Genomic DNA, 26,067 nt, shown 5'->3' on the forward strand with positions numbered 1-26,067 from the left:
TATACCTGTCTGATCGTTTTGTTGATAAGACGTTTCGTGGTGATTTTCTTCAGAGAATTATCCTTCCACAACAAAAATCAAAAAAGAGAAAGATTCTTGGAGAATCTTCCTCTTTCAGTTATCCAATCAGCAAATGTTTCGCAAATGTGAAACAAATCAAGACAATCCTGGCCAGTAATCACCATTTTCCGAAACCAAATCATCGAGCAACTCTTTGGCTACTTTTGCGCTAGGAATCGTTTTGGAAAGGCTTAACGCTTGCCACATTTTTTGATAGCTCTTTTCCACATATGCTTCGACCACTAATTTTTCCACAGTCACCTGTTGGAACATGAGCGCTTGTTGGAAGGCAGGAATTTTTCCTTGAGCGAGAGCTTCTGGTCCATCAGAACCGACGATACATGGCACTTCCACCATGGCATCATCTGGGAAGTTCGCAATCGCGCCGTTGTTTTCCACAATCATAACCATTCGCTCATGCGTGTTAAAAGCGATGGCGCGTGCCAAATCAACGATAAAGGTTGCATGGGCATCAATCTCAAAGGCGATCCCTTCAGCAGAGCCTTGGGCGGTGATCTTTTTGGCATGATCGAACACTCGTTTTTCCCGTCCTTCCATCACTTCATTGGAACGCGTATACTCTGGATGTTCTTTCATGTGTTCGTAGACGTAATCTGGGTATAAATAATACTTCAAGTACGTATTTGGCAGATATTCTGGTGTGAGCGCCAAGAGGTCTTTGGCTTTTTTGTGGGTGTCTTGCCAACTTGGGTCAGTATGTTGGGTATCCACTTCGATCTGCGTCAAATAGCCGTGTTCTGCAACGTAGTCACGAATGGTTTGAATGTACTCCGTGCCTTCTTTGTCTTTGACGCTGGTCCACCAACCAAAATGATTCAAGCCAAAGTAGCGAACTTCTAGTTCCTCTGGCTGTTTGCCAATGATTTGCGACATGCGACGCAACGTGCCCACGGGCATGTCACAGATATTCAGAACCTTTGATTTCGGACGCAAGACCCGACACGCTTCAGCTACGATTGCAGCTGGATTGGAATAATTCAGCATCCAACAATCGGGGGAATATTTTTCCATGTAATCAATGATCTCCAGCATACCAGTGATGCTGCGCATCCCATAAGCGATCCCTCCTGGTCCACAGGTTTCTTGGCCAAAGACGCCATGACGCAAGGGGACTTTTTCATCTTTTTCCCGCATGTCATACTTTCCTACTCGGATATGCGCCATACAGAAATCGACATCGCTGAAGGCTTCTTCAGGATCCGTCGTAAACGAAAATTCGATTTGCGGTGCTTGTTCTTTTAATAAAATCGCTAGGGCTTCACCAAGGATCGCTTGGCGTGCTTCATCATTGTCGTATAGTTTCAGCTTTCTTAAAGGAAAGCGTTCTTGATTGTCAAGCAGCATCATAACGATTCCAGGGGTAAAGGTACTGCCGCCCCCTGCGATCACTACTGAAAAATTTTTCATCATTCAATCTCTCCTTCTCTTCCAAGATAATTTTCTAACTCTTCCCGCACTTTCGGCACGGTCAATCCATAGACGACATGGACATTTTCACCGTTTTTGATCACGCCTTTGGCTTGTGTTTCGTCTTTTAGCAGTGCTTCATCCACGAGTTCAGGATCCTTTAGTTTTAAACGTAAGCGGGTATAGCAGTTGTCGATGGTTTTGATATTGTCATCGCCACCTAGCGCTTTGGTGATGATTGCTGAGATACTTGTTTCACTAGTTGGACTAGGGGCGGCTTGGTCACTCGCCATGACCCCGACACCTGATCCAGCAAGTTGTTTTTCTTTGTACTCTTTCTTCGAATACAGTTTGGTCTCTGCCCCTTCTTCTTCACGCCCGACCGTTTTCAAATTCAGTTTCGTGATCAAAAAGCGGAACAAGAAGTAATAAAGAAAGAAGAAGACGACCCCGACGATCAAGTACACTGGCCAGCGAGTTTTCTCGATCCCTAAGGGCAAGTTGTACAAAAGAAAGTCGATGAAGCCATTCGGTCCGATGGCGCGAGAACCAAAGAGATTTAACGCCACCATGCTCAAGCCGCTAAGGGCAGAATGAATGACGAACAAAACAGGTGCCACGAACATAAAAGAAAATTCGATCGGTTCAGTCACACCTGCAATAAAGGAAGTCACAACTGCGGGAATCAAAATGGCTTTGACTTTGACTTTATTTTCTGGTTTTGCCGTTTGATACATCGCCAAACAGGCACCGATCAGTCCAAACATTTTTGAGATCCCACGAGCGTCCCAAATGACACTTTGCGATAATACGCGGACTGCTGGGTCAGCAATTTCCGCAAAATAAATATTCCGTGCCCCTTCAAAGACTTGACCGCCAACTTCTGCGACACCGCCTAATGAAGTATACAAAAACGGCGTGTAGATCAAGTGATGCAAGCCAGTTGGAATCAATAAGCGTTCTAGCGTACCATACAAGAAGATACCAAAGTTGCCCGTTTGTTGAATGATGCCGCCTAAACCGTCAATGCCAGTTTGTATTACTGGCCATACAAACGTGGAAACGATGGCTAATAACACGACGACCGGAATCAAGACAATAAAGACGAAGCGCGCGCCACCATAAACTTGAAAGGCATTGTTAAAGCTCGTATCGATGAAACGATTGTGGACCAATGCCACGACGATTCCTAAAATGATGCCAAGAAAGACCCCCATATCCAGCACTTGGATCCCTAAAACGATCGCTTGCCCTGAACCTTGAAGCGCATCGGCTGGAACCAACATCCCTCGAAGCTCCATGAATTTGTTCATGGCATTTAAGAAGACGAAATATCCCAACAACGCGGTAAATCCCGCTTCAGCCTTTTTCTTATTGGCTAGCCCTAGAGCGATCCCAACACAAAAAATAATGCCTAAATTGGTTAAAATCGGTAATAAGGAAGCGGATAAGATACTACCAAAACCGGTGGTTATCGGATTATCCAAAAAAGGAAACTGCTCAAGCAAGCGGACATTTGTAAACACATTCCCAACGGCAATCAATATCCCTGCGATCGGCAAAATCAAAACGGGCACAAACATTGCCTTGGAGAATTTCTGCATCGCATCCATCACTTTTTCTTTCATTGAGGAAACTCCTTTGTAGTTGATTTGTAGGTTCATTATAGGAAACATTTGTTACTAATAGAATAGCAAACGTTTTCAATTCAATGCGTTTCAAAGATTGGAACATGTTTCATCCTGTCTACTTCCTTGCTAGTGGCGAATACAAGCAAAAAACAGAGTGAATCAAGATTGATCCACTCTGTTTAGATGCAACACTTTTTGATAAAAATACAAGGGCCCAGACAGACAAAACAGATAGAAGATACTTGGTGCTGATTGCCATGTGAAGAAATAGCCGATCGCTGCTAGGACTAAAATTCCGATCCCTTTATGGTAGTGCATCATCGTAAAGAAAAAACTACTACGAAAAAGGTCAAACAGGTTTTGCCGATCTTGCAATTTTGATTGCATCACATACAGGTTAATGTTGTAGGACAACAAAAATGTAAGAAAAATGATGGTCAAAAAAGAGAAAAACAATGAATTCGTCAAAGCAGCAGAACGCCACAAGCTGAGTCCGCATAAAAATGAGAAGAGATTGAAGACCCCTAATGGTAGGGTCTTCAACAATGCGTTTTTGCTGTTTTTCAAGAAGGGGCGTAGCAGTTTTGCTTCAGGATGTTCATAAGCATCTACGACCGCTCGCATAGCTGCAGGAAACGTGATGATCGGAAACGACACCACCAAAAACAAGAGATTCAAAACCAGCATACGAAAAATAACTTCGCAAAGACGATAAAAACGACTCTCTAAAGCAAACATCACACACACACCTTTAGTTTAGTTTTTCAATATTTTCAGCGATTTTCTCATTTCGGTAATCAACGATTGCTGACCACCCATTGTTTTCTCGTTCTTGTAAGTAGTCTTCCCAAATCTGACGTCCCGCTTCTTCAGAGTCTGCTTGAATAAAGTTGACCAACGCTTGCACTCTTGCTGTGTTGATGGAAGTGAGGTTTCTTGCTTCAGAACCGGTGCGAGGATCAATGTCTTCGATCTCAAAACGTGGTGCTAACTTATCTTGAGACCATTCCACCATCTGACGAATCGATGTAGCTGGTTTTTGTCCCATTTGGATAGCATAATTGTCATTCCCAACAAACCAATAAGAACCTAGCCCAACTTCCTTGTCAAAACGAGCTATGTCCGAATTTCGTAAGGCCTCTGTTTCCTCTGAGTATTCAACCACGCCATCTACGAGGTTGTATGTTTCCCCTTCAATCCCAAAGGTCGTGACCATCGTGCCATATTCACTTGCCAAATAGGTCAAAAGCTCCATGGCTTTTTGGGGTTCTTTTGTCGACGTCGTGATAAAGGTTTGTGTCCATCCACCAATATTTCCGCCAGTAAAAGTGGAATCATCGCCATTAGAATTCTTCGGCCCATCGACGGCAATATAGGTTTGTTCAGGATTACGGGCATTATTGTCTGACATGAACTCATTGAGTCCTTTCGTGTTTGTATGCAAGTAAGCAAAGTAACGGCCCTGCCCTAGTTTTTCTTTCATCGTGTTGTCATTGTCTGAAAATTGGTCGTTGGTGATGTATCCTTCATTGTAAGCTTTTCTAAACGTCTCGATCCACGTGATATACTCCTCATCAGCGTCTCGATCATTGAATTGCCCATCAACACTTGGTGCAATGCTTAGAAAATCTTGCAAAGTACCACCATAAGCGCCATCCCCGCCATTGGAAATATCTAATGCAGTCGAAGCAAATGGGACTAATACAGCACCATCATCTGCTGTCGGAAATGCTTCTTTTGCCCGTTTTAACGCATCTAAAAATCCTTCGGGCGTCGACATATCAGGTTCACCTAATGCTTCGTAAATATCTTTGCGGACAATGAAGACTTGATCTCCCACTACATTGCCGTCCTCATAATCTTGCGCAGTCGTTGAAAAGCTTGGGTATCCATAGATATTGCCATCTTCTAAAGTAAACCATTGAACAGATTCAGGCTTCGCTGCATGTTCTAGGAAATAAGGATCGTATTTTTCTGCCAAAAGATTCAGTGGTAAAGCAAATTTCGTCGCTTCGTTGGCAGCAGATAGATTTTTATCGAAGGTCATGATATCTGGCAGATCGCCTCCAGCTAACATCGTGTTAAGGTTCTCATCATTCCCTGAAATAAATTCGACATTGATATTCATATCTTCTTTGATTTTTCGCGTCACAGTATCTTTTCCCCAACCTGGCTGAGCATACCAATCAAAGTTGACATACCACTTCAAGGTCGCTTCATGGTCAGTGTCTTTTTGCCAGCTTGGGGTATCTTTGTCTGCTTCAAAGCGAGCTTCTGGCAGATCTTCTACTACAGCAGCCCCTTTTGACTCACTGTTGGAATTACCACAGGCGCCTAATACCACGACTGATGTACATACGAGACCGATTCCTAAGAATAATTTGCTTGCTTTCATTTTTTTCTCTCCTTTTGTCTATTCTTTTACTGATCCAAGAGTCATCCCTTGAATAAAGTACTTTTGTAAAAATGGATAGATCACGACGACAGGAACCGTCGTTACTACCATAGTTGCTAATTGCAGTGACTGAGAAGTCGTATTTCTGACCACATTGGTGCCTGATGCTACTGCAGGCGATAGATTTTCCGAAACGATCCGAAATAGTAGCATTTGTAAAGGATATAAACTACGATCATCAACATAGATATTGGCGGTCATGTAGTCGTTCCACTGAAAGACGCCGTGGAATAATGCGATGGTTGCCAAAACTGGAAGGGACAATGGCAAAATGATTTTTACGAAAATAATAAAAGGATTGGCGCCATCCATCATGGCAGATTCTTCCAGCGAAAATGGAATGCTCCGGAAAAAATTCATCAAAATCACCATGTCGTAAAAAGAAAATAAGACAGGTATGATGTAAACCCAAAAATTATTTAACAAGCCGAGTTCTTTAAATAAGAGAAAGGTAGGAATCATCCCTCCAGAAACGAACATCGTTAAAATCCCCATGTTCATATAGATTTTCCGCCCCATTAAGTTTCTACGACTCATCCCGTAAGCAACCATCGCCGTCAATGCCGTATGCAAAACAACACCAATCACTGTTTTTGCAACTGAGATGACAAAGGCTTTATAGATCGCAGAATCTTCAAAAACGGTGTAGTAACTTTCTAGTGAAAATTCCCGTGGCCAGAAATAGATCCCCCCTCTTGCGGCATCGGTTGCATCATTGAAAGACAAGGCGACGATATTCCATAGTGGCAACGCAATGATGGCTAAGAAGAACACCATGAAAATCACATTGGCAGTATTGAAGATCTTCTCATCTTTTGAAAATGTTTGTTTCATACTTTCCCTCCTCTAAAAGACTGATTCATCACTGATTTTTTTTGTCAAAAGATGACTACCGACCACAAGGATCAATGAAACAACCGACACAAATAGACCAACGGCGGTCGCATAGGAGAAGTCTCCTTGTTGAATCCCCATTTTATAGACGAATGAATTAATGACTTCACTGGACTGATAATTGACAGGGTTTTGTAAGACGAGTGTTTGATCGAGGTTTGAACCCAATAACCCACCGACTGACAAAACAAATGTCAAGGCGATAATATGACGGATCGAAGGGATCGTGATCCGAGTGATCTGCTGAAACTTCGTGGCGCCATCCATTCTCGCTGCTTCATAAAGAGCTGGATTGATCCCTGTCATAGCAGCAATGTATAAAATCGTATTCCATCCAACTTCTTTCCAAATATCGGAAATGACTGCAATCGCCCAATATTTTTCGGGATCAGTCAAGAAGCGAATCGGTTCATCGATCAACCCAACACCTAACAGTAAATTATTGACCAAACCGGTATCAGACAACCACGTAATAAACATGCCTCCTAAGATGACCCAAGAAAGAAAATGCGGCAAATAAGACACCGTTTGAACGACCTTCTTCAAGCGCACATGAACGATTTCATTGATCAATACCGCTAAGCCAATCGCTGCTGGAAAACCAATCAGTAGTTTAAAAAAGCTGATGCCTAACGTATTACTCATCACCGTCCAAAACATTGAATCACTAAAAAATTCTTGGAAATATTGGGTACCGACCCACTCTGCATTCGCGATCGAATCAAGCACTGAGTAATCTTTAAATGCGATGACGATCCCGTATAGTGGGATAAAATTAAAAATAATCATCAGGATAATCCCTGGCCAAACCATTGCTTGATAAAAACTTTGGCCTTTTAGTTTCTGCAAAAAGGTTCTTTTCTTTGGGGTTGCTTTAAGTACGACTCCTTTAGATTCCATTGTTCCACCCTTTCTAAAACGCTTACTTTTTCATCTGAAGGAAATGAGTTACTTCCTTCGTTGGTTCATCAACTGATAGACCGCACCAATCATACCTGCATCGTTTTTTAATTTTGCACGTCGAATCGGTGCAATCGTGCGTCCTTCTAAGTAACCAATACTTTCATGGCGAGCTTTTAGCTGACAGAGGTTCTCTTCAAGCCTTGCCATAAACCCATCATTTTCACTGATCCCACCACCAATCAAAATCAGCTCGGGATCAAATGTACTGATCAAATTGAGCAAGCCCACCGATAAATCTTGAAAAAACTGTGCAAGCACTTGGTTCGCTACCACTTCTCCTTGCGCTCCTCGCTGAAAGATCTCCACCGCATCTTGAGGGAAATCACTCCGACCAAGCTGTTGAAGTGCCAACTGGTACTGATGGAAAAGACCACCCACGACAGCAGCTCTTTGGTTCAAGGAAACAGTTTCTAAATTTCCTTGGTCAGGTAAGCTATCGATCAGCATCCATCCGAATTCACCTGCCATGCCATGGCTGCCGCGATAGAGCTGATCATTAACAATGATCCCACCGCCAATGCCTGTACCGACGACAAGGCATAGATAGTTCTCACAGTTCTGTGCGTGCCCAAGCCATTTTTCAGCGATCGCCGCTGCATTGGCATCATTTTCAACCATGACCGGTAGCTTGACACGTTCTTCTATTTCTTGCTTTAAATTGATTCCATAAAGGGATTTGATTGATCCTGCTGTAATCATCGTGCCATCTTTTTGGATGATGCCCGGTGCGCTAATCCCGACACCATCGACTATTGCTTCTTGCTGCAATGATTTGATCAATGCTGTGATGGATTGCAAAAATCCCTCCTTTTCATGGATCGTCGGCATCTGTCCTTTTTTGACAATTTCACCGTTTTTCAAGATCACACCATATTTGATGGTGGTTCCTCCAACATCGATTCCAATAAACATTGCTTCACCCTCATTATTCATTTACTTGTTTTGTCGATTGATTGATGCACAATTCCCCTGATAAAACGTAGGAGATCCCAATGGCATTTTCCTCAATCATTTCGATCAAGTGTTTGACTGCCGTGACCCCTTGCAATTGGATTGGATTTTTGACAGTCGTCAACCGAGGCATGAAATAGTCCAAAAGATCGATGCCATCAAAACCAATTACGCTGAAATCATCTGGCACCCGCCACTTGGTCTCATGGATCGCCTTGACCGTTCCGATCGCACTAAGATCATTTCCCGCCAGAAACGCTGTGGGTAAATCTTTCTGCTCTAACAAAAACTGTTGCACACGGACTCTCGTTCGTTCTTCTTCAAAGAACCCCTGTAATTGATAGTCCGACCGTTTAGAAACCCCTGCCTCGTTTAATGCTTCTAAATACCCTCTTAAGCGCTCATCACTATCATAAACACCAGTGATACCACTGATAAAGGCAATTTTTTTGTGGCCAAGTGACAAAAGATACTCGGTGGCTGCTTTTCCTTTTTCGAAAGAATCAAAGACTACACTGCCGAAGTTCTTCTCTTGGATGTTTCGATCGATAAAGACGGCTTTGATTTGTTCTCGTTCCATTGCAGCCAAATCCTGCTTCGTTAAAAAATCTTCAAAGCCAATAATGCCATCAACAACACCGCCTAATATACTATTGAGAACCACTCGTTTATCCGTGGATAAGAAGACATTGACCGCATAACCATGTTTTTCTGCCTCTCTGGCAATCGCTTCAACTAATACGCTAAAGTAAGGCCCTTTCATGCTGGTAGTGTAGAAACCGAGCATTTTCGTTTTCGTGTTTTTCAATTGTTTGCCCATTAAATTGGGAACATAATGCAAACGTTGTGCTGCCGCCATCACGCGTTCTTTCGTAGCTGGACGAACAACATCGACACCGTTGAGTGCTTTAGAAACCGTCGCAATCGACACATTTGCTTCTTTCGCCACTTCTCGGATCGTGATTCGATTTGCCAAATGACCCTCACCTCCTAAACTGATCCCACAAAAATAAAAACGTTTTTATTTTATCGGAAAAATGAACGACCGCTTCCTCACTGGTCATCTGATAATCCAACTATATATAAAAACGTTTTCATCCACAATGATTCTAGGGCTGATTGGCGTTTGTACCAGCAACTTGAAACCTGTGCCATCATGGTACAAGTTGTACCTACAAAAAAAAGCCTCGAAAGGCTTTTAAATCGTGAGCGTACCAATCAACTTCGCTGAGGCAGCAGCAAAGCCAAGGTATAAAGAAATCGTACCAGGATCACTTTTTGTCGAGAAATCGGAATGAACATAAGCAAAATCCTCTGGTGTAACATAGAATGAATGCTGCCTTTCTTCGGCTGCAGCAAGATGGATTTTTTGCCATTGTTTTAATTCCCGCATCGGTCGCGCTACTTCTGTAACATCGTCTCTGCTATAGAGTTGCAGTGTCGTGGTATGCGGTACATCTCCCTCATTTTTCAGCGTGCAGCTGACCTCAAATGGTGCATCCTTTTCCTGAGGATTAATGATTTGGGTGTGGGTGATCGTGCATCGACCATAGCCCATCCCCGAGCCAAAAGAAAACAATGGCTCATTTTTTTCATCCATATAACGCGAAATGTATTTTTGATCACTATTCTCTTCAGTCAGTGGACGCCCTGTAGAGAGTTGAGCATAGGTCATCGGTAATTGGCCTTCTGCTCGAGGAAAACTCATAGCTAAACGTCCTTGCGGTTCAGACTCGCCCATCAACAAATCTGCCAACGCATTGCCTCCTTCTGATCCAGGGAACCAGGCAATCATGATGGCTTGGCAAAGAGGCTCGATGGCGGTCAAAACCAGTGGTCTGCCACAGAAAAGAATCGTTGCGATCCTAGGATTGACCTGACTTACTGCTTCAATCAATGCTTCTTGCTTTCTTGATAAAGAAAGTTTGGTCAGACTTGCCGCTTCTCCCGCTTCCTCGCTAGTTTCCCCCAGAGCCAATAAAACAACCTCAGCTTCTTTAGCAACTTTACACGCCTCATCAATAAAGGTACTCGTCAGCATTTCCCCATCAGGATACGATAAGACAGTTAAGTCAATTTCTTTTTTAGAAAGACCCTCCGCTAAGGAGACCGCAGCCTCCGGTTTGCCGATCCACGACCAAGCCCCCAAAAGATCCTTCGAAGCTGCTTTGGGGCCGATCAACGCGACCTTTTGCTTTTTCTGCAACGGTAACAGTGCTTGGTTTTTCAGAAGAACCGTTGTTTTCTTTGCTGCTTCTCGTGAAAGGTGGCGTGTTTCCTGCGCTAATTTTGGTGCTAAGTTGCCCTGCACTAATCCTCTAAAAGGGTCTTCAAAAAGACCCAACTTATTTTTTAAGCTTAACACATGAAAGACAGCCTTATTTAGCTGCTCGTTCATTTCAGGTTCTGCATGAATGATTTGTTCCAATGCATTCAGATAGCAATCGCTCATCATATCCATTTCCACGCCAGCAGTAAAAGCTTTCTTTGCGGCTTCCTTTCGATCAGCAGCGACACGATGCGCCATCAATTCCGCTACCGCTGCCCAATCTGAGATGATCAAGCCGTCGAATCCCAGCTTTTGTCGTAATACTTCCTGCAATAAGGGTTGATTTGCGGTGGCAGGAACACCGTGGATCGTATTAAAGGAGGTCATTACTAATTGTGCCCCTGCTTCAATCGCAGCCTGAAACGCGGGCAAATAATTCTGATAGAGCTCCAGATCGGACAAATCAACGGTATGGTAGTCCCGTCCACCTTCTGCAGCGCCATAGCCGATAAAGTGTTTGACACAAGCGGCAATTCGCTGTTTATTTTCTGCAAGGGAAGCAGTTCCTTGATACCCTCGTACATAAGCAGCCGTCAATACAGAAGATAAGGTGGGATCTTCCCCATTACTTTCCAAGACCCTTCCCCAGCGCGCGTCTTTGACATGATCCGCCATCGGTGAAAACGTGACATGGACACCAGCTTCTGCCGCTTCTTTCGCTGAAGCTTTAGCAACCTCTTCCACTAACTGCGCATCAAAGGAAGAGGCTAAGGCAAGCGGAATTGGGAAAATCGTTTCATACCCATGGATAACATCTGCCATAAAAACAAGGGGAATCTTTAAACGACTTTTCTTAAGATAAGACGTTTGGATGGCATATACTTGTTCAGCAGTATGAGTGCCCAACACAGAACCAATCGTAAATAATTGGTCTTCACTCATTTGCCATTGCTGCATCGGACCCGTGATTTCTCCTCCTTGTGCAAAAAAATCTGGCGTCAGTTGGACTAACTGGCCCACTTTTTCAGCTACGGTCATTTTGTCAATCAGTTCTTTTAGTTTTACGGTCTCCACTATTATTCTCTCCAATCATTCGGTTCTCTTCTTTTGCTTAAAAAAAGCCCTATTTGCGCCTTCTTAGCAGAAGCAAAAAAGTATCTATTCCTTTCATCCAGTATAATTAAAAACGTTTTCAAAAAAAGATAGTATTCCTACTTTGGTGCAACTCATGGGAAAAAGGAAAAATCTTCATCATGGTACAAGGTGTACCACAAAAAATGGATCGCACCGAATCCCCTGATACGTCCGACATTGTCTCTTCCATGATTCTAATAAAAAGAAGCTGCAACTAGCTGCAGCTTCTTTTTACTTTATTCTTAAGGAACAAAGGAAAGTTCCCAGAGGATCGTTGCTGTATATCGCGTGGCTTGAGGTGCTGCACTCACTGGCACCTCAAGTTTCACACTTTGATCCATTGTTTCTCGATCGCCAAAGCGCTGGACCCAAGTGCCTCTACCTTCGTTGGCATTTGCTTGCGCAATCACTTCAGCCTGTCCAACAGTCAGGGTTGCTTGCGGTTTATACGTAGGGGGATCAGACGCATTTTCTCGAGTCGTTGCTACATCGATATTGTTTAACAAAATTCTAGCACCATTCAGTTGATGCCCTTCATCACTTTCAAAAGGGGTTCGTAAGGTTGCACGGAGGGTCCAACCAGAATTTTCCCGCCTCCGATCCGAAACTTGCACATAATTAGGGCGTAGATTATCATTTGGATCAGCCGGATGAAGCAATTTCTGCGGCAAGGCATCATAGGTCGTCGTTTCTGACCGAATGCCAACTGTCCCAAACTGGAATTGGGAAACAAAATCCAAGCTGACAAACCCTTGTTCTTCATCAATCTCAGGCGGATTCTCAGGGTTTACTTGCGTATCCGGGTCAAGAGGATCTACTGGTTGCGGAGTACTTTCTAAACCATACACCAGCCAGTATTCTTGTTCATCTCGGGTGACTCTTGTTTCCAGCGGCTGACCGTCCCGCTCGTAAAGATATTGATAATAAGGAATCTCCTCAGGCAGTATATCAACCGATTCATTTACGAATTCTCCTTGATAGGTGGGTTCCCTCAGTGCTACCCCTTCTTCATCTATGTGATTGATCTTGATGTTCGATGGCACGCGATCAAATAAAAAAGTCACCTCCTGATGGAAAGGCTGCGGCATAATGTCAAATGTATCTGGGTCAAAGTATTCTGCTTCATACTCAACACCATAATAGTCATACCCTAACTGATAAGGTTCATCGCTTTCTCGATTCTTGGGGTCCAGTGTATGAAGGAAACGTAATGGCAGTTCTAATGTTTCAGTTGGTAAAATATCCACCCCTGTCTCTCTATCTCGATAATTCACATGGACGGTTCCGGTACCAATGTAGTAATTCATCTCTTCAAAATAAAAGGTATGACGATCACTTCTCGCCCCTGTACTACCAGATATTATAAAAGCCATTGCAGAAATATCAGCGGGTTGCCAATCACTGATATCACGTCGCCAAGTCCGATCTCTATACGTAACTTGAAACCAGCGGCCTTGACTATCTGGCCTGTACTCAATCAAGATCGGGTCATTTGCTCCATTCCTAACACCCGTTCTTGCTGCTGGAGCGTCATTTCCCATATATGTTTCCAGTAACAATGGCGTCCTATGATAGATAAAGCCAGCAAAAGGTGCTCCACCGACGGCTATAGGGTCCCTTTCAACAATAAACCTATTCTCGTCAAAAAAACCTCGAGTATCATTATAGTTATTGTCTAGCTTAAAAGCAAAAGCATCCCTCAATCATCCAATTCCAAACGCATTGCCTTCGTGACCTCTTATGTGAGTCTCAGAATTGTGAAAGCCAAACGCCATCCCATCAGCACCATTCAGTTTAGCCCCTATATTAGCTCTACCTTTAAGCGTAAATGGCTGATCCAGACTAATTCTGTCTTTTAAGGTAACATAACCGACTGACCAAGTGATATCTTCTGTCAAGACTAATAGTCCAGTTTCTTCATTGTAAGTAGCAGTGCCTTGGACATCAAAGTGTTCTCTAAAATTGTTTTTGTCAATCGTCACTTCGACCATTTGATCACTTCTATCATCCACTTTCGCCTCTTTTGCTGCCTCATCCGAAGCCTCGTCTACTTCTTCCTCTGGTGCAGCTTCCGCAGAATCATTTTCATCTTCGTCTTGATCAATATCTTCAATCACCGTATTTTCAACTATCAGAAGCCGTTGTGACGCAGAATCGGCAACGATGATCTCATATTCTCCGATCGTATCCACAATAATCGGTAAGACAAAGGTGGTTTGTGGGGTCTCGCTGGTCAGCTGCCACACACCTTCGTTTTCTGTTTCTACAGCAGTTAGCCCCTCAATCAATGATTCCTGATCGATGATTACTTGTTCAGGCAAAGCGAGGTCCACCGTTTCAAGGGCATCTTCTGAGTAGAATATAAAATCTAGTACATGATCGACTTCTCCTTGGATCATTTCTTCTGGAAAAGAAATTTCTCCGATTACGTCTTCAGCTGATTTTTCCTCTTGCTCATTCTCTGGGGTCCACGAAAAAATCGTCTCGGCATTCATGATCGTGAACGTTGTAATCAGTGGGAGTAAGACAAGCAAAACCAGCAATCCTTTATTTTTTTTACGAAAAAATGAGTTCATCCCATTCACTCCTAAATGTCATTCTCTTGTTTGTTTAATGGACGCTATCCCCAGTCAGGGGATGCAACTTTTCCTTTTCGAATGATTAGTTTTAACACATATAAGTCAAGCGCGATAATTAGCAAAAGACCGCCTAGGATCACCCAATCCAATCGCTGAACGGTGTTGGTCTGAGGCAGTTCTCCCCCCGGCTTCACCGTGTCTTGCGGCGGACGTGGGACTGGTCCTGTTGGCGGTGACGGTACTGGGGGATCTAGCGGTTCATATACTCCTGTATACTGCACGGTCCCATCTGTTTCGGTTGATCGCAGCTCATTGCTGAAGCTTGTTATTGGAAAGCTGCAAGCGACCCATAAGACGAGAAAGCCTTTTAGAAGTTTTGCTCGAAAAGGCGCACCTTTGATGTTCATTCTCCCTCCTCCTTTTATAGAATTCACTTCAAAAACCATCGTTTTTGGGATTATAAAAGGATTTGCAAGAAATACAGGAGAAAACCATTTTAAAGCATGGTTTACCAGCCTTATTAAAAATATCGCTCAAAATAAAATAACACGTCTCAAAAACGATGGTTTTCAAACATGTTCTATTTATTATATCGTTGTTTGACTTTTGATAAAATTCACATTCTTCATCGAATGGTGAATATTGTGAATCTTCGTTATCTTTCGTGGCTCATTCCTTCCAAAATACTCGTCATTCTATAAAAATCTAGTGAAAATGACACGAATCCAAGTCATTTTTTACTGCACACTTTATCTCAACCCTCGTTTCCCCTTGCTTGTCACTTTACTTTTTTTCATACAGCAAACTTTTCAAGTCGACTTTTAACGATACCTAAACCTATTTTTTTCTCTTTTTCCTAATAAAAAAAACAAACAGCCGAATCATTCCATCAAAGGAATCCCTTTTGATGGAATGAAGCTGTTTGTTGATTTACATGTGAATAAAGAGAAAAATCCGTTTACAATTCTTCTGCTGTTAACGAAAACTGACGAACCGTCTCTGATAAAGCTTCCACTAAGAAAAGACAAGGGATTTGCGTCGTCAAATCTTCATACTTGTTGATGCGTTTTACATCAACTGAATAATCCAAGACATAATCGGACATTCGTCCCAGAGTGCTATTGGCGTCACTGGTGATCGCTACCGTGGTGAAGTCTGGATTGTTACGAAACCCATTGACGACTTCAATGATCTCGGTAGTCGTTCCCGTGATGGAAAGGACGACGATCATATTATCCGAAGTATGCTTCAGCTTAGCAAAAATGGGGTACGTATTATCCACTAATGCATAGCTATTAAACCCAATCGTAGCAAAACGGCGGGCAGCGTATTCACACATGGAACCAGAGGCACCGATGCCATAAAAAATGATGTTGTCGCATTCCAACATTCTTTCTGCGATCCGACGAATCTTTCCTTCAATATCTCGCGGAAAATGTTCAGCATTCAGGACATTCATGCTGCTATAAAAACTAACGGCATCTAATTCAGGGACTTTAAACTGGGTACGAAACTCCGTAAAGCTTTCGTACCCTAATTTACGGATAAAGCGCATGACCGAAGAAGCTGAAGTGTGGGATTCAAGCGCGATCTCCCGGACACGCATGTAAGGAATTTTATCACTTTGGCTGGACATGTAATGATAGATTGCACGATCGGTCTCTGATAACTCATTGAAATCGATTTTTCCAAAAAAAGACATGTTAAACGCTCCTATTTTTTTGTTCTCCTATCAATGTACCATAAGCAGGCAGAAACATCACAACTGTTTGACAAGGAACAATTCCATCGGCTGTTCAAATCCAGGACTTGTCAAAAGTAACCCACCGGCATCTTGGTAACCGAGTTTGCGATAGAAATGCTGTGCCTGCTCGTCGACTTGTGAGGAAGTCAAGCAAAGAGCGTGGCCAGCTGCTTTTTGCTGTTGTTCCCAATAAGTAACCAACCGTTTCCCGAGTCCCTTGCCTTGATGCGCTTCTGCAATCACTAACATGGTACAAAAAGGAATCGTGTCCCAGAAAAAATTGTAGCGTAGCAACCCTACTGGCTGGTCGTCTGCAACTACAACATAAGCAGTTTTTTCCATTATCTTTTTGGCGAAGACTTCCGTTGGTAAGTGAGTATCCAAAGAAAACCAAAATGCTTGATCTGCAGCTACTGCCGGTCGAATCGTAATCACTGATGTTTCGTCCCTTCCTGCTGTCTTTTTTGTCTTATCTTTGAAAAATGGTCTATTTTAGTCACTTTCCGTCTTTTCGTATTCAGAAAGCAATGCTAAAAAGGCGTCGCCATACTTATCCAACTTGTTTTGGCCAACTCCTTTGATCTGTAAAAACTCGATCGGCGTTTTTGGCTGAACTTCCGCCAATTCTCGTAGTGTTTTATCAGAAAAAACCACATACGGCGGCAAATTTTGTTCTTGTGCGAGATTCAATCGTAAGGTGCGCAGTTGATCGAATAGCTCATCGTCCACCACTAACTGTTTGACTTTGGTTTGTTTTCTATAAACTTTTGCTTTTCCAAGCAACACATCAATCCCCGCATTAGTCACACTTAACAACGGGTATTGCCCTTCAGACGGCAAAAGATACCCTGATGCTGTTAAATAATCGATCAGCTGATTGACTTCCTTTTGGGACCAATCTTTCATTAATCCATAAGTTGGTAACTTTTCAAAGCCCCACTGTTTGACTTTTTGATCGCCTGAGCCAGTTAGCACTTTCCCTACCAGGGCTTTCCCAAAGCGTTCGCCCATTCGTTTCACACATGACAACACTTTTTGTGTATCCACTGTGATATCCACTTGTTCTCTTTCATCAAGACAATTGCTGCAACGACCGCAATCGGGACCATCTTCTCCGAAATAACGCAAAATATAGCGCTGCAAACACAATTGGGTATGTCCGTATTGGCTCATCTCCCGCAACTTCAAGTATTCGTTTTGGCGATAAAGAATGTCTGATTCGGATTGATCGATAAAGAATTGCTGGATCTGCATGTCTTGCGGCGCATAAAGCAAGATCGCATCACTGGGTTCCCCATCTCGTCCAGCACGCCCTGCTTCTTGATAATAAGACTCCAAATTACCTGGTATCTGGGCATGGATCACGAAGCGGACGTTGCTTTTGTTGATTCCCATTCCGAATGCATTGGTGGCTACCATCACTTGCAGGCGGTCATAGAGAAATTCTTCTTGGAAAAAGGAGCGCTCTTCTTCTGAAAGCCCGCCATGGTAATATCCGACTGACACGTGTTCATGCTTCAACAGGTGATAGATTCGTTCCACTTCTTTACGGGTGCTGGCGTAAATAATACCTGATTGTCCTTGGTTCATTTTCAAATACGTCGTTATGTAGGTATCTTTTTGATCCTTGACGACTTGAAAAGCCAAATTTTCCCGCGCAAAGCCGGTCTTGACTTGATTTTCAGCTGGAATCGAAAGTAAATTTTCGATATCTTCGGCAACTTTGGGCGTAGCTGTTGCGGTAAGGGCTACGATCGTTGGCTTTTGTTCCCAATTGTCGATCGTTTCGGCGAGCCGCAGATAGCTCGGGCGAAAATCGTGCCCCCATTGGGAAATACAGTGGGCCTCATCAACGGCTAACAAAGCGATCGGCATCTGCCGCAGCGAATAGCGAAAAGCTTCTGAGTCCAGACGTTCTGGAGAAACGTACAGCAGCTTGATTCGTCCTTGGCGAGCTTCTTGCAAGCGTTGATTGATCTGTGCTCCTGTCAAGGAAGAATTGATGTAAGCAGCGGGGATCCCCATATCAACGAGGCTGTCTACTTGATCTTTCATTAAAGAAATCAAAGGGGAAATGACCAAGGTGACCCCATCCAGCAAGAGCGCTGGCAACTGATAACAAATCGATTTCCCGCCACCAGTAGGCATGATTCCCAAAACATTTTGTTGTGTTAAAATAGATTGAATAATCGTCTCTTGACCTTCACGAAACTGTGAATAGCCAAAATGTTCTTTTAAGACTGTTTGAATAGTTTGCATAATACCCTCTTTTCCATTTCCTTATTATACGCAATTAAGTACGCAAAGAAAACGGCATTAAGAGAACTTTCGCTTTTTATTCGCTTTTCATTGAAATCAACCAAAGGAGTCTTCTACTATGAAAAAAGTTGTGATTATCGGCGGTGGGATCATTGGATTGACCCTCGCCAATTATCTTGATAAAACCAAATTTGACGTGACTGTCGTTGATTCACTTATCGGACAAGCAACGTCTGCTAGTGCTGGCATCATCTCCCCTTGGCTCTCCAAACGCCGCAATAAAAAATGGTACCAGCTTGCACAAGACGGTGCCGCGTTTTTCCCACAATTGGTGCGGGATTTTGCATTAGATGAATCCATTTATGCCCCCTGTGGCACGTTGGTGGTGCGTCCCGAAAACGCGCTTCAGGAGCTGGCAGATCTGGCTGTGAGTCGCCGCAAAGAAGCCCCAGAAATCGGCGAGATCGATTTGCTGACAGGACCACAAACCAAAGAGGCACTGCCATTATTGAAGGAAATATCCTCATTACGGATCTCAGGAGGTGGTCGTTTAGATGGTCGTGCTTATCTTGCGCACGTAAAAGGAGTTGCCTTACAGCAGCAAGTGACTTTTATCGAAGAAAAAGCCGAGATTTTAAGAAAGGACAGCCATTGGCAAATCAAAGCAAAGGATCAACTCCTTGAGGCAGAGGTTCTTTGTCTGACAGCTGGACCTGGATTGTTAGACTTGTTATCACCTTTGGGGTATCACGTTGATATTCGTCCGCAAAAAGGCCAATTGCTTTCCTTTGCTGCCAACTTGCCGACAGATAATTGGCCAGTCGCCATGCTAGAGGGTGAAGGCGACTTGATCCCCTTCTCAAATGGTCAAATTTTATTAGGCGCTACGCATGAAAATGATGCTGGTTGGGATCTGACGCCTACGGAAGCTGCCAAGCAGCAATTGATGACAGGAATCGGTGCTTTTCTTGAAGATCCCGAAGCACTCTTTGCCACGCCTGTGACCATGCGCGTTGGCACACGTGCCTATACTTCTGATTTTGCGCCGTTCTTTGGGGAAGTGCCTGATGAAACGAATTTGTTCGCCGCCAGTGGACTTGGTTCTTCTGGGTTAACGACCGGGCCTTATATCGGTTATCTCCTAGCCAATCGGATCAATGATGGACGATCTCAACCAAAAAATTTCTTGAGCTACACAAAACCGATGACAGAATATATCAAGAAGCGTCTTTGACAGAAGACTAAAAAACCACCAGAACCGCTAGGGTCTGGTGGTTGTCATTGATAGTCTTGCAGAGTTACGATACAGTCTTCTAGCTGATCGCTAAACATATTCTCCTGTTTCCCAATAATCGAGTAACATTTCATTGATGATCTCGCGATCCAGTGGTTCTCGGAAATCGTCATCAAAGGCATCTTCAATTGGAACATCGCCAACAGCTTTGATACAAACTGGAACGACGGGATCTGGGTGATCTTCTGTCGTCAACACTTTTTCAATTTTGATCTTATGTGTCCAATCTGCCCCCATATCATAAATGTAGGTCATGGACTTGCAATACTGAAAATCTTGGTCAATACCGGATGCATCCGTTGGTACGGAATTGCCTAAGCCGATCGATTTCGAACCGGCAATAAACAAGTACAAATGTTGATTCATCCACTCAAAGGCAATCTGGATCAAAATATGCAGCTGCTCATAAGTCAGCCCTGCAGGAATGATCAAACGACGCCAAATTGGCGGACGGTATCCTTCTAAATCAATACGGATCTGATAGGCGACTGGTCTATTCGCCGCTTCATCAAAGGCCGTATGTTTCGTTGGAAATGGGACGATTTTTGGCGAGATTGCAGCAATACGCGGGTCATCAACGGGCAATAGTTCATGTTCTTCAGGATCGGTGTCTTGAATCATCGCTAACATCGCTTCTTTCTTTTCAGCTGACCAAAACTGGGGTTTGGACATCCGTGCGAAAAAGATAGGTTGTTTTTCAGCCAATACAAAGGCGATTTCTTGGTATTGTGATTTGGTGATATGCTTTTCTTTATACATGCAGTAATAAAAGTCTTCAATGGCTGTTTTGGCAAACGGAAGAAAATTTAAACTGTACGGTACTTCTTGAGGCAGCATTTCGGTGTACACCGATTCGACAAAGACTTTGTCTTTTAATTTAGTCATGCCACCATCTGTTTCCGCGCAAAAGATCAAGTAAAAAACAGGATCTAAGTAGTGTTCAAGATCGTCGTCACTAACCACACTTGGTCCGCCATACAAATCAACGTGATCCATCATACGGTCAATCACTTTCGCTAATTTCTTCAATGTTTTTTCCAAAAAAATTCTCGCTCCTTCCTATCAAGTTTACTTTGACGAAAAGAGCGAGGATTGTCAATCTTTTTTTTAATGGGAAAGCATTTCCTGTGCAATTTCTAATCCGCTCATCCCAGTTGGATAATAGGTTGGCCAATGATCCATTTCTTCTAATAAGGCTTCATGACTATCATTGCCGAAGTAGATATGGAAATGATGGGACGCACTTGGTGCGATCATATGGTCGCTGAATTGGATGTATTTGAATGCCGCATCTTCGTCAGTGCTTTCAAACAAGAAACGTACGCCACGATTACCAGCGGAATAGTTCAAAATCTCTTTGCCAGTATACACATAATTTGCTTCTTTCTTCGTACCATCATCGAAGATAAACGTCATTGTATTGTCTGTGATCTTGATCTGAGCAACATCTGTTTGATAACCGGTCGTATAATACTCTTTGTATTCGTCAGCCGTCATTTTCTTGTCCATTTTTGCTTTATAATCAAATACTTGGTCTAATGTTCCGTCTTGTAAAAATGGATACACGGATTGCCATTCCCCTGCCCAATCAGATAAGGGACGATCTTGAACATCTGCATCCTCGAAATAGCCGTTATAAACCGTTTTTTCTTTTTCGGCTTCCGCTATTTCTTTGTCATTTGCTACATCGGTCGTTTTTCTCAAGGCATCACGGTTTTGTTCCATGATCGAAATATAGTCTTCCCCGTTATCCATTTGTTCTTGGGTCAACCCTTCTAATGGATTCAAGACAGCCAGTTCGACACCTGCTTCTGAAGCTAACGTTCGTGCAATGCTGTCTTTGGCATTTTCTTCAAAGTAAATCGTTTGGATACCTGTTTCTTGAACGAACTCTTTTAGTTCTGCGATTCGTGAAGCGGAAGGTTCCTCGCTTGGTGAAAGACCAGAGATCGGTACTTGGGTCAACCCATATTCCAATGCCAAATAACCAAAAGCTGCGTGCTGGGTCACGAAGTGATTTTGCGCTGGATTGCTAAACGCTTCTTCATAAGACGCATGAAGCTCTTGTAACTTCGCTAAATAATTCGCAGCATTTTCAGCAAAGGCTGTTGCTTTCGCTGGATAAGCCTCACTTAGTTGGTCACGGATCGCCTCTACTTGTTTCATGGCTAAGCTTGGTGCTAACCAAACATGGGGATCCAATTCATGGGAATGACCATCGTCGCCATGATCGTGGTCATGATCATGATCCTCGTCTCCTGGAAGTAAGACCATTCCTTCTGTGGCTTTGACCACTGTCACATCGCCATCATTTAACGTAGCTTCAATCGAAGGAACCCACATTTCCATGTTTTCATTGTTGTAGACAAAGACATCCGCATCTTGGATCTTTGCCATGTCCTTTGCAGAAGGTTCGTAGTCGTGGGAATCAGTGCCTGCGGGCATCAATAATTCGACCTGCCCTTCCTCCCCTACGACTTGGCGTGTAAAATCATACATCGGATAAAACGTGGCCATGACCTGAATTTGTTCATTCTCAGAAGAGGCGTTTCCTGACTGCTCCGTAGTGTCAGATCCACCTTGACCACAGGCAGCCAATGCGAGGGCTACTGCTGATAACATCGTTATTTTAAAAAACTTCTTCATTTTCTAACTACACTCCTTTTATTTTTCCTCTTTTTCTTTCCCTTGGTAAAATACTGATAAATCAATTACGATTTATAAAAACAAAACGTAACGTTTACGTTTTACCATCGGTTTTATACTTTACACAACTATTTGCAACCTGTCAACCGCTTTTTCACTTGTTTTTTTATATGTAAAAACCTTCATATGTACCACCACAGATATCAGTGAAGAAATTTCCTTGAAAGACTTGCTCTGCTGATTTTTTTCAATCGTCGAACATCTCTTTTTATTGTCCTTTACTGGGTCCTGTGCTACACTCGAGGGGTAATTGAATAGAAGATTATCCACTAGGGGCGCTTTATGCTGAGATAGACGTAAGTCTGGTCCCTTAGAACCTGATTTGGTTAGTACCAACGTAGGGAAGTGGCAGCGCATGATTTTTCGCGTTCCCATTTTTTCTGTCTACGTGTGGATAGAAAAAGGAGGAACGCTTTTTTTGTAGACAGAAAAACCATCGAGAGGAGAAGAGAAAATGACAAATGAACCAATCGCCTGTGCCGCAGGCGGGATCGATATCACTGGGTGCCGAGTAAGTTTGTACCCCATGAAAGACCACTTTGCGCAACAAATCGTAACGAGCATTGAGCGGACGGATACAACAGCTGTTTGGCAGCAAACCGATCTGTTCAGCACCCTTTTTCGAGGGGAAGCCCCAAGTGTTGTCGATGCGGCAGCTGGGCTATTTATCAACGCTTACGAATCCAAGACACACCTCGTGGGTGAGTTTACTTTTTCTAAGGGCTGTCCTGGCGATTCTGCAGGTGACGCGTTTTTGAATGGAGAACAGGCACAACCCAATAAAGCAAGCAATCTTATGAATGGTACGTTTGACGTGGATTGTAAATACTCGTTTTATGTATTTGGGGAAAACAATTATATGGAAGAGATCGCCACCATCGTCCAACTGGCAGAAACCTATGGTTTGGCGCCTCGCTCCGCCCATTATGTCACGATGCTGACGGGAACGGCCAACCGACTCTTTGGGTATTTTGAAGCGGCATTAGCGTATGCCCATGACCATCTTCCCCATTATGTGTTAGAAGCAACGGTCTCAGTCAACAGTCCTTCCAAAAAGAAGGCGGTGTCGCATGACTAAATGGGTCTTAAAAGATGTCATTATGGTGGGGATCGCTTCGTTGATTTTTGGCGTGATCTATTTGGGCGCTGTTCATTTTGGGCTGTTGTTAGGTACGCTTTTAACACCCTTTGGTTTGTCTGTTTTAGCGAATGAGTTTATTTTCGGGGTTTGGTTCATGGCAGCGGCTTTTGCTGGCTATGTGCTGCGCAAACCGGGCGCAGCGACGATCACTGAGATGATCGCCGCACTTTTAGAAGTGTTTATGGGGAATTTTTATGGACCGATTATTTTTATCAGCGGGTTTGTACAAGGGATTGGAACAGAAGCTGGCTTTGCATTAGGTGGCTACCGTCGCTATGGCTGGTTCCCTTTGATCACTGGTGCCATTGGCGCCACGATCACGAGTTTTCTTTGGGGGATCATTCGGTCAAATTTCGTTGACTTGCAATGGCAGTTGTTGGTGGTGATTTTTATTATTCGCTTGCTTTCTTCTTTATTCTTTTCCGCCTTTTTGGTCAAGATCGTCTGTGACCATCTGACACGCATGGGCGTTCTCAACAGTTACCCGATTGCTGAAGACCAAACCATTAGCGCCAAACGAGAAGCGGCATGAGCCTGCTCGTGAAAAACGGCTGCTTTTTCGTGGATCAAAAACGGCTTGATCTAACACTGTCTTTAGCCCCCGGAGAAACAAAAGGAATCTATGGTGCTTCAGGAACAGGAAAAAGCACTCTTTTCCACCTCTTAGCAGGGCTTAACGAGAAAGGGTTTGAAGAAGGAACCTATACGATTGATGACCGAACGCTAAACCAGCTTTCCATTCGAGAAAGAAGCACGTCGATCAGCTTACTGTTTCAAAATCCAGATATGCAATTTTGTATGGCCACGCCTCGAGAAGAACTACTGTTTTGTCTTGAAAATCAATGTATTCCCCAAGCCGACATGCCAAAAAAAGTAGCGGAAGCCTTGACGTTTTGCGAGATCAGCCATCTTGCCGATCAGCCCTTTACGACCTTGTCTGGCGGTGAGAAACAGTTAGTAGCATTGGCTTGTTGTCTGATTTTAAAGAGTCGCTACTTGCTTTTGGATGAACCATTTGCCAATTTGGACGCTGACACAAGTCAAAAAATCATTCGAAAACTGCGACAGCTCCAAAAGCAACATGCCATTGGCATCTTACTGATCGACCATCAAATCAAAGAAACTGCTGACTGGGTAGCTGAGTGGCTGCTGATTGAAGAAGGATTCAGATCCGTCGATCAAGATAAGATGCGCACACTCGATCAGGAGCTGCGCAGGTCACTACCGCCTGTTGAGATTAAGAAACTTTCTGCAAAAGAGCGGCTATCTTTTCAAGATTTTCGCCTGCCGATCCGTAACCAAGCGATTGTTTTTCCCAATCTTACCTTTGATAGTGGGACAATGATTGGGCTCACCGGACGTAGCGGCAGCGGCAAATCTTCGTTTTTAAAAGCGATCTTGCAGCAGCAGGCGTACTCAGGAACCATTCGCCTGTGCGGGGATCCAATCAAGAAGCATCCCTCCCCTTTTCGGTCCATCAGCTGGATCATGCAAAATCCGCAGGACCAGTTTTTGGCTGCTACAGTGGCACAGGAGCTTAGCCAAGGACGTGCAGCGACCGAGAGTGCCAAACTGCTGGAAAAATTGCGACTACAAAACAAGAGTACTCAGTCCCCTTTTCTACTCAGCCAAGGCCAGCAAAGACGCTTGGCAGTAGCAGCTTTATTGCAGCGACCAGTCAAATTACTGTTGGTGGATGAACCGACCTATGGCCAAGATGTCAAGCAAGCTTGGCAGGTCATGCAGCTGTTAGCCGAAAAAGCCGCAAGCGGCACCTTGGTTTTGATCGTTAGTCACGATGTCTTATTATTGGAAGCATTTTGTTCACAAATCATTGATTTTAATCATTATGAAAAGGAGGACATAGATGCGCACCCTCAACCCGACAGTCAAGTTATTCGCCGTTTTAGGACTCGCCTTACTGGTTTCTTTTCAAAATAATTTCAGATTGAATCTGCTACTCTGTGTCCTGTTCTTTGCTGTTTCTGTAAACGAACGCTCTTTGAAAAAAAGCCTTTTGCTTGTTTCTGCATTGACCTTGGCAGCTGTGGGGGTCTTTTTCACCGGACTCCTTTACTACCAGGACAACCAAGGTGGCTCCTCCTCAGCAGCAGCTATGCGCTATGGACTTGACATGGCAAGCCGTATCTATTGCTTTGGTATGTTGGGCAGTTCTTTCAGTGTATCGACCACGATCAATGAGCTGATTTATTCGCTGCAGCAACAGCTGCGACTCCCCGCCGTTTTTGCCTATGGTCTGCTCGCTGCGTTTCAAATTGCGCCCATCATTCCAGCCGAGTACCAGAATATCCGTAATAGCATGCGTTCTAGAGGAATCCCCGTCAATCCATTTTCATTCAAGATGCTGATCCCTTTACTGGTCAAATCGATTCGTTGGTCTGAGCTCTTGGCGACTGCGATGCTTTCAAGAGGATTTGACAGCGAGGCAAAGCGAACCTACGCCAAGTCATTTCGCATCACTTTCGCCGATATGCTCTTTCTATCTTTTTGTCTGATAATCGGCCTCGCTGGAACACTGCTCTTATAAAGGGGAAAAAG

General features: G+C 43.7%; 20 protein-coding genes, 1 pseudogene and 1 riboswitch. Of the genes and pseudogenes, 5 read left to right on the forward strand and 16 right to left on the reverse strand.

What is annotated here, in order from left to right:
* Positions 1-156: 156 nt before the first annotated feature.
* The 14 genes and pseudogenes from IGI73_RS09240 to recQ form a co-directional block, all read right to left on the reverse strand.
* A complete protein-coding gene (locus IGI73_RS09240) occupies positions 157-1,488 on the reverse strand; it encodes a 6-phospho-alpha-glucosidase (RefSeq protein WP_034858513.1) in 1,332 nt (443 codons plus the stop codon).
* A complete protein-coding gene (locus IGI73_RS09245) occupies positions 1,488-3,116 on the reverse strand; it encodes a PTS transporter subunit EIIC (protein ID WP_325837592.1) in 1,629 nt (542 codons plus the stop codon). Before IGI73_RS09245 ends, IGI73_RS09240 begins: the two co-directional genes overlap by 1 nt.
* Before the next feature lie 162 nt (positions 3,117-3,278).
* On the reverse strand, positions 3,279-3,857 hold the full coding sequence (locus IGI73_RS09250; RefSeq protein ID WP_115232481.1) for a hypothetical protein: 579 nt from the start codon (positions 3,855-3,857) through the stop codon (positions 3,279-3,281).
* Positions 3,858-3,870: 13 nt separating this feature from the next.
* On the reverse strand, positions 3,871-5,514 hold the full coding sequence (locus IGI73_RS09255) for an ABC transporter (protein WP_428207198.1): 1,644 nt from the start codon (positions 5,512-5,514) through the stop codon (positions 3,871-3,873).
* 18 nt (positions 5,515-5,532) lie between these two features.
* Complete coding sequence (locus tag IGI73_RS09260; RefSeq protein WP_438759192.1) at positions 5,533-6,408, reverse strand: carbohydrate ABC transporter permease; 876 nt, start codon at positions 6,406-6,408, stop codon at positions 5,533-5,535.
* A 12-nt stretch (positions 6,409-6,420) separates the two neighbouring features.
* Positions 6,421-7,368: an ABC transporter permease gene (locus tag IGI73_RS09265; protein ID WP_016610970.1), complete on the reverse strand. Its 948-nt coding sequence runs from the start codon at positions 7,366-7,368 to the stop codon at positions 6,421-6,423.
* 48 nt (positions 7,369-7,416) lie between these two features.
* On the reverse strand, positions 7,417-8,343 hold the full coding sequence (locus IGI73_RS09270) for an ROK family protein (RefSeq protein ID WP_181409206.1): 927 nt from the start codon (positions 8,341-8,343) through the stop codon (positions 7,417-7,419).
* 13 nt (positions 8,344-8,356) lie between these two features.
* Complete coding sequence (locus IGI73_RS09275; protein WP_225001069.1) at positions 8,357-9,358, reverse strand: LacI family DNA-binding transcriptional regulator; 1,002 nt, start codon at positions 9,356-9,358, stop codon at positions 8,357-8,359.
* A gap of 222 nt (positions 9,359-9,580) precedes the next feature.
* Positions 9,581-11,725, reverse strand: a complete 2,145-nt coding sequence (locus tag IGI73_RS09280) for a glycoside hydrolase family 3 N-terminal domain-containing protein (protein ID WP_428207197.1) — start codon at positions 11,723-11,725, stop codon at positions 9,581-9,583.
* Positions 11,726-12,027: 302 nt separating this feature from the next.
* Positions 12,028-14,361: pseudogene (locus tag IGI73_RS09285) on the reverse strand (lectin-like domain-containing protein).
* 44 nt (positions 14,362-14,405) lie between these two features.
* Positions 14,406-14,771: a hypothetical protein gene (locus tag IGI73_RS09290; RefSeq protein ID WP_428207196.1), complete on the reverse strand. Its 366-nt coding sequence runs from the start codon at positions 14,769-14,771 to the stop codon at positions 14,406-14,408.
* 551 nt (positions 14,772-15,322) lie between these two features.
* The gene (locus IGI73_RS09295) at positions 15,323-16,066 is read right to left on the reverse strand and encodes a MurR/RpiR family transcriptional regulator (RefSeq protein ID WP_015509932.1); all 744 of its coding nucleotides are present in this window, start codon (positions 16,064-16,066) and stop codon (positions 15,323-15,325) included.
* 57 nt (positions 16,067-16,123) lie between these two features.
* Entirely contained in the window at positions 16,124-16,543 is a 420-nt protein-coding gene (locus tag IGI73_RS09300; protein WP_266166394.1) for a GNAT family N-acetyltransferase, read from the reverse strand.
* A 57-nt stretch (positions 16,544-16,600) separates the two neighbouring features.
* Entirely contained in the window at positions 16,601-18,367 is a 1,767-nt protein-coding gene (gene recQ / locus IGI73_RS09305; protein WP_010749536.1) for a DNA helicase RecQ, read from the reverse strand.
* 118 nt (positions 18,368-18,485) lie between these two features.
* Between recQ and IGI73_RS09310 the strand changes: the two genes are divergently transcribed.
* Positions 18,486-19,601: an NAD(P)/FAD-dependent oxidoreductase gene (locus IGI73_RS09310; protein WP_428207195.1), complete on the forward strand. Its 1,116-nt coding sequence runs from the start codon at positions 18,486-18,488 to the stop codon at positions 19,599-19,601.
* Positions 19,602-19,691: 90 nt separating this feature from the next.
* Here IGI73_RS09310 and IGI73_RS09315 read toward each other — a convergent pair whose 3' ends face one another.
* Positions 19,692-20,702, reverse strand: a complete 1,011-nt coding sequence (locus tag IGI73_RS09315) for a plasmid pRiA4b ORF-3 family protein (RefSeq protein ID WP_015509935.1) — start codon at positions 20,700-20,702, stop codon at positions 19,692-19,694.
* Between the two features lie 66 nt (positions 20,703-20,768).
* A complete protein-coding gene (locus IGI73_RS09320; RefSeq protein WP_428207194.1) occupies positions 20,769-22,307 on the reverse strand; it encodes a metal ABC transporter solute-binding protein, Zn/Mn family in 1,539 nt (512 codons plus the stop codon).
* Between the two features lie 321 nt (positions 22,308-22,628).
* Positions 22,629-22,728: riboswitch (TPP riboswitch) on the forward strand.
* Between the two features lie 93 nt (positions 22,729-22,821).
* Here IGI73_RS09320 and IGI73_RS09325 point away from each other — a divergent pair.
* From IGI73_RS09325 to IGI73_RS09340, 4 genes are read left to right on the forward strand one after another with little or no spacing between them, the layout of a single operon-like run.
* Positions 22,822-23,445, forward strand: a complete 624-nt coding sequence (locus IGI73_RS09325) for a YkoF family thiamine/hydroxymethylpyrimidine-binding protein (protein WP_428207193.1) — start codon at positions 22,822-22,824, stop codon at positions 23,443-23,445.
* Positions 23,438-24,040 carry an ECF transporter S component gene (locus tag IGI73_RS09330; protein WP_010749530.1) on the forward strand — a complete coding sequence of 201 codons (603 nt, stop codon included), beginning with the start codon at positions 23,438-23,440 and terminating at the stop codon, positions 24,038-24,040. Before IGI73_RS09325 ends, IGI73_RS09330 begins: the two co-directional genes overlap by 8 nt.
* Complete coding sequence (locus IGI73_RS09335; protein ID WP_428207192.1) at positions 24,037-25,449, forward strand: ABC transporter ATP-binding protein; 1,413 nt, start codon at positions 24,037-24,039, stop codon at positions 25,447-25,449. Before IGI73_RS09330 ends, IGI73_RS09335 begins: the two co-directional genes overlap by 4 nt.
* On the forward strand, positions 25,376-26,056 hold the full coding sequence (locus tag IGI73_RS09340) for an energy-coupling factor transporter transmembrane component T (protein WP_428207191.1): 681 nt from the start codon (positions 25,376-25,378) through the stop codon (positions 26,054-26,056). Before IGI73_RS09335 ends, IGI73_RS09340 begins: the two co-directional genes overlap by 74 nt.
* The last annotated feature ends 11 nt before the right edge of the window (positions 26,057-26,067 follow it).

It is taken from the genome of Enterococcus sp. DIV0755f (genome assembly GCF_051713725.1).
GTDB lineage: Bacteria > Bacillota > Bacilli > Lactobacillales > Enterococcaceae > Enterococcus_D > Enterococcus_D casseliflavus.

What these genes read in the sequence shown, in the direction of transcription:
- IGI73_RS09335 (WP_428207192.1), top strand. Translation starts at nt 24,037, where the DNA reads ATGAGCCTGCTCGTGAAAAACGGCTGCTTTTTCGTGGATCAAAAACGG.
- IGI73_RS09310 (WP_428207195.1), top strand. Translation starts at nt 18,486, where the DNA reads ATGAAAAAAGTTGTGATTATCGGCGGTGGGATCATTGGATTGACCCTC.
- IGI73_RS09295 (WP_015509932.1), bottom strand. Translation starts at nt 16,066, where the DNA reads ATGTCTTTTTTTGGAAAAATCGATTTCAATGAGTTATCAGAGACCGAT.
- IGI73_RS09320 (WP_428207194.1), bottom strand. Translation starts at nt 22,307, where the DNA reads ATGAAGAAGTTTTTTAAAATAACGATGTTATCAGCAGTAGCCCTCGCA.
- IGI73_RS09325 (WP_428207193.1), top strand. Translation starts at nt 22,822, where the DNA reads ATGACAAATGAACCAATCGCCTGTGCCGCAGGCGGGATCGATATCACT.
- IGI73_RS09340 (WP_428207191.1), top strand. Translation starts at nt 25,376, where the DNA reads ATGCGCACCCTCAACCCGACAGTCAAGTTATTCGCCGTTTTAGGACTC.
- IGI73_RS09255 (WP_428207198.1), bottom strand. Translation starts at nt 5,514, where the DNA reads ATGAAAGCAAGCAAATTATTCTTAGGAATCGGTCTCGTATGTACATCA.
- IGI73_RS09330 (WP_010749530.1), top strand. Translation starts at nt 23,438, where the DNA reads ATGACTAAATGGGTCTTAAAAGATGTCATTATGGTGGGGATCGCTTCG.
- IGI73_RS09250 (WP_115232481.1), bottom strand. Translation starts at nt 3,857, where the DNA reads ATGTTTGCTTTAGAGAGTCGTTTTTATCGTCTTTGCGAAGTTATTTTT.
- recQ (WP_010749536.1), bottom strand. Translation starts at nt 18,367, where the DNA reads ATGCAAACTATTCAAACAGTCTTAAAAGAACATTTTGGCTATTCACAG.
- IGI73_RS09270 (WP_181409206.1), bottom strand. Translation starts at nt 8,343, where the DNA reads ATGTTTATTGGAATCGATGTTGGAGGAACCACCATCAAATATGGTGTG.
- IGI73_RS09240 (WP_034858513.1), bottom strand. Translation starts at nt 1,488, where the DNA reads ATGAAAAATTTTTCAGTAGTGATCGCAGGGGGCGGCAGTACCTTTACC.
- IGI73_RS09290 (WP_428207196.1), bottom strand. Translation starts at nt 14,771, where the DNA reads ATGAACATCAAAGGTGCGCCTTTTCGAGCAAAACTTCTAAAAGGCTTT.
- IGI73_RS09265 (WP_016610970.1), bottom strand. Translation starts at nt 7,368, where the DNA reads ATGGAATCTAAAGGAGTCGTACTTAAAGCAACCCCAAAGAAAAGAACC.
- IGI73_RS09245 (WP_325837592.1), bottom strand. Translation starts at nt 3,116, where the DNA reads ATGAAAGAAAAAGTGATGGATGCGATGCAGAAATTCTCCAAGGCAATG.
- IGI73_RS09260 (WP_438759192.1), bottom strand. Translation starts at nt 6,408, where the DNA reads ATGAAACAAACATTTTCAAAAGATGAGAAGATCTTCAATACTGCCAAT.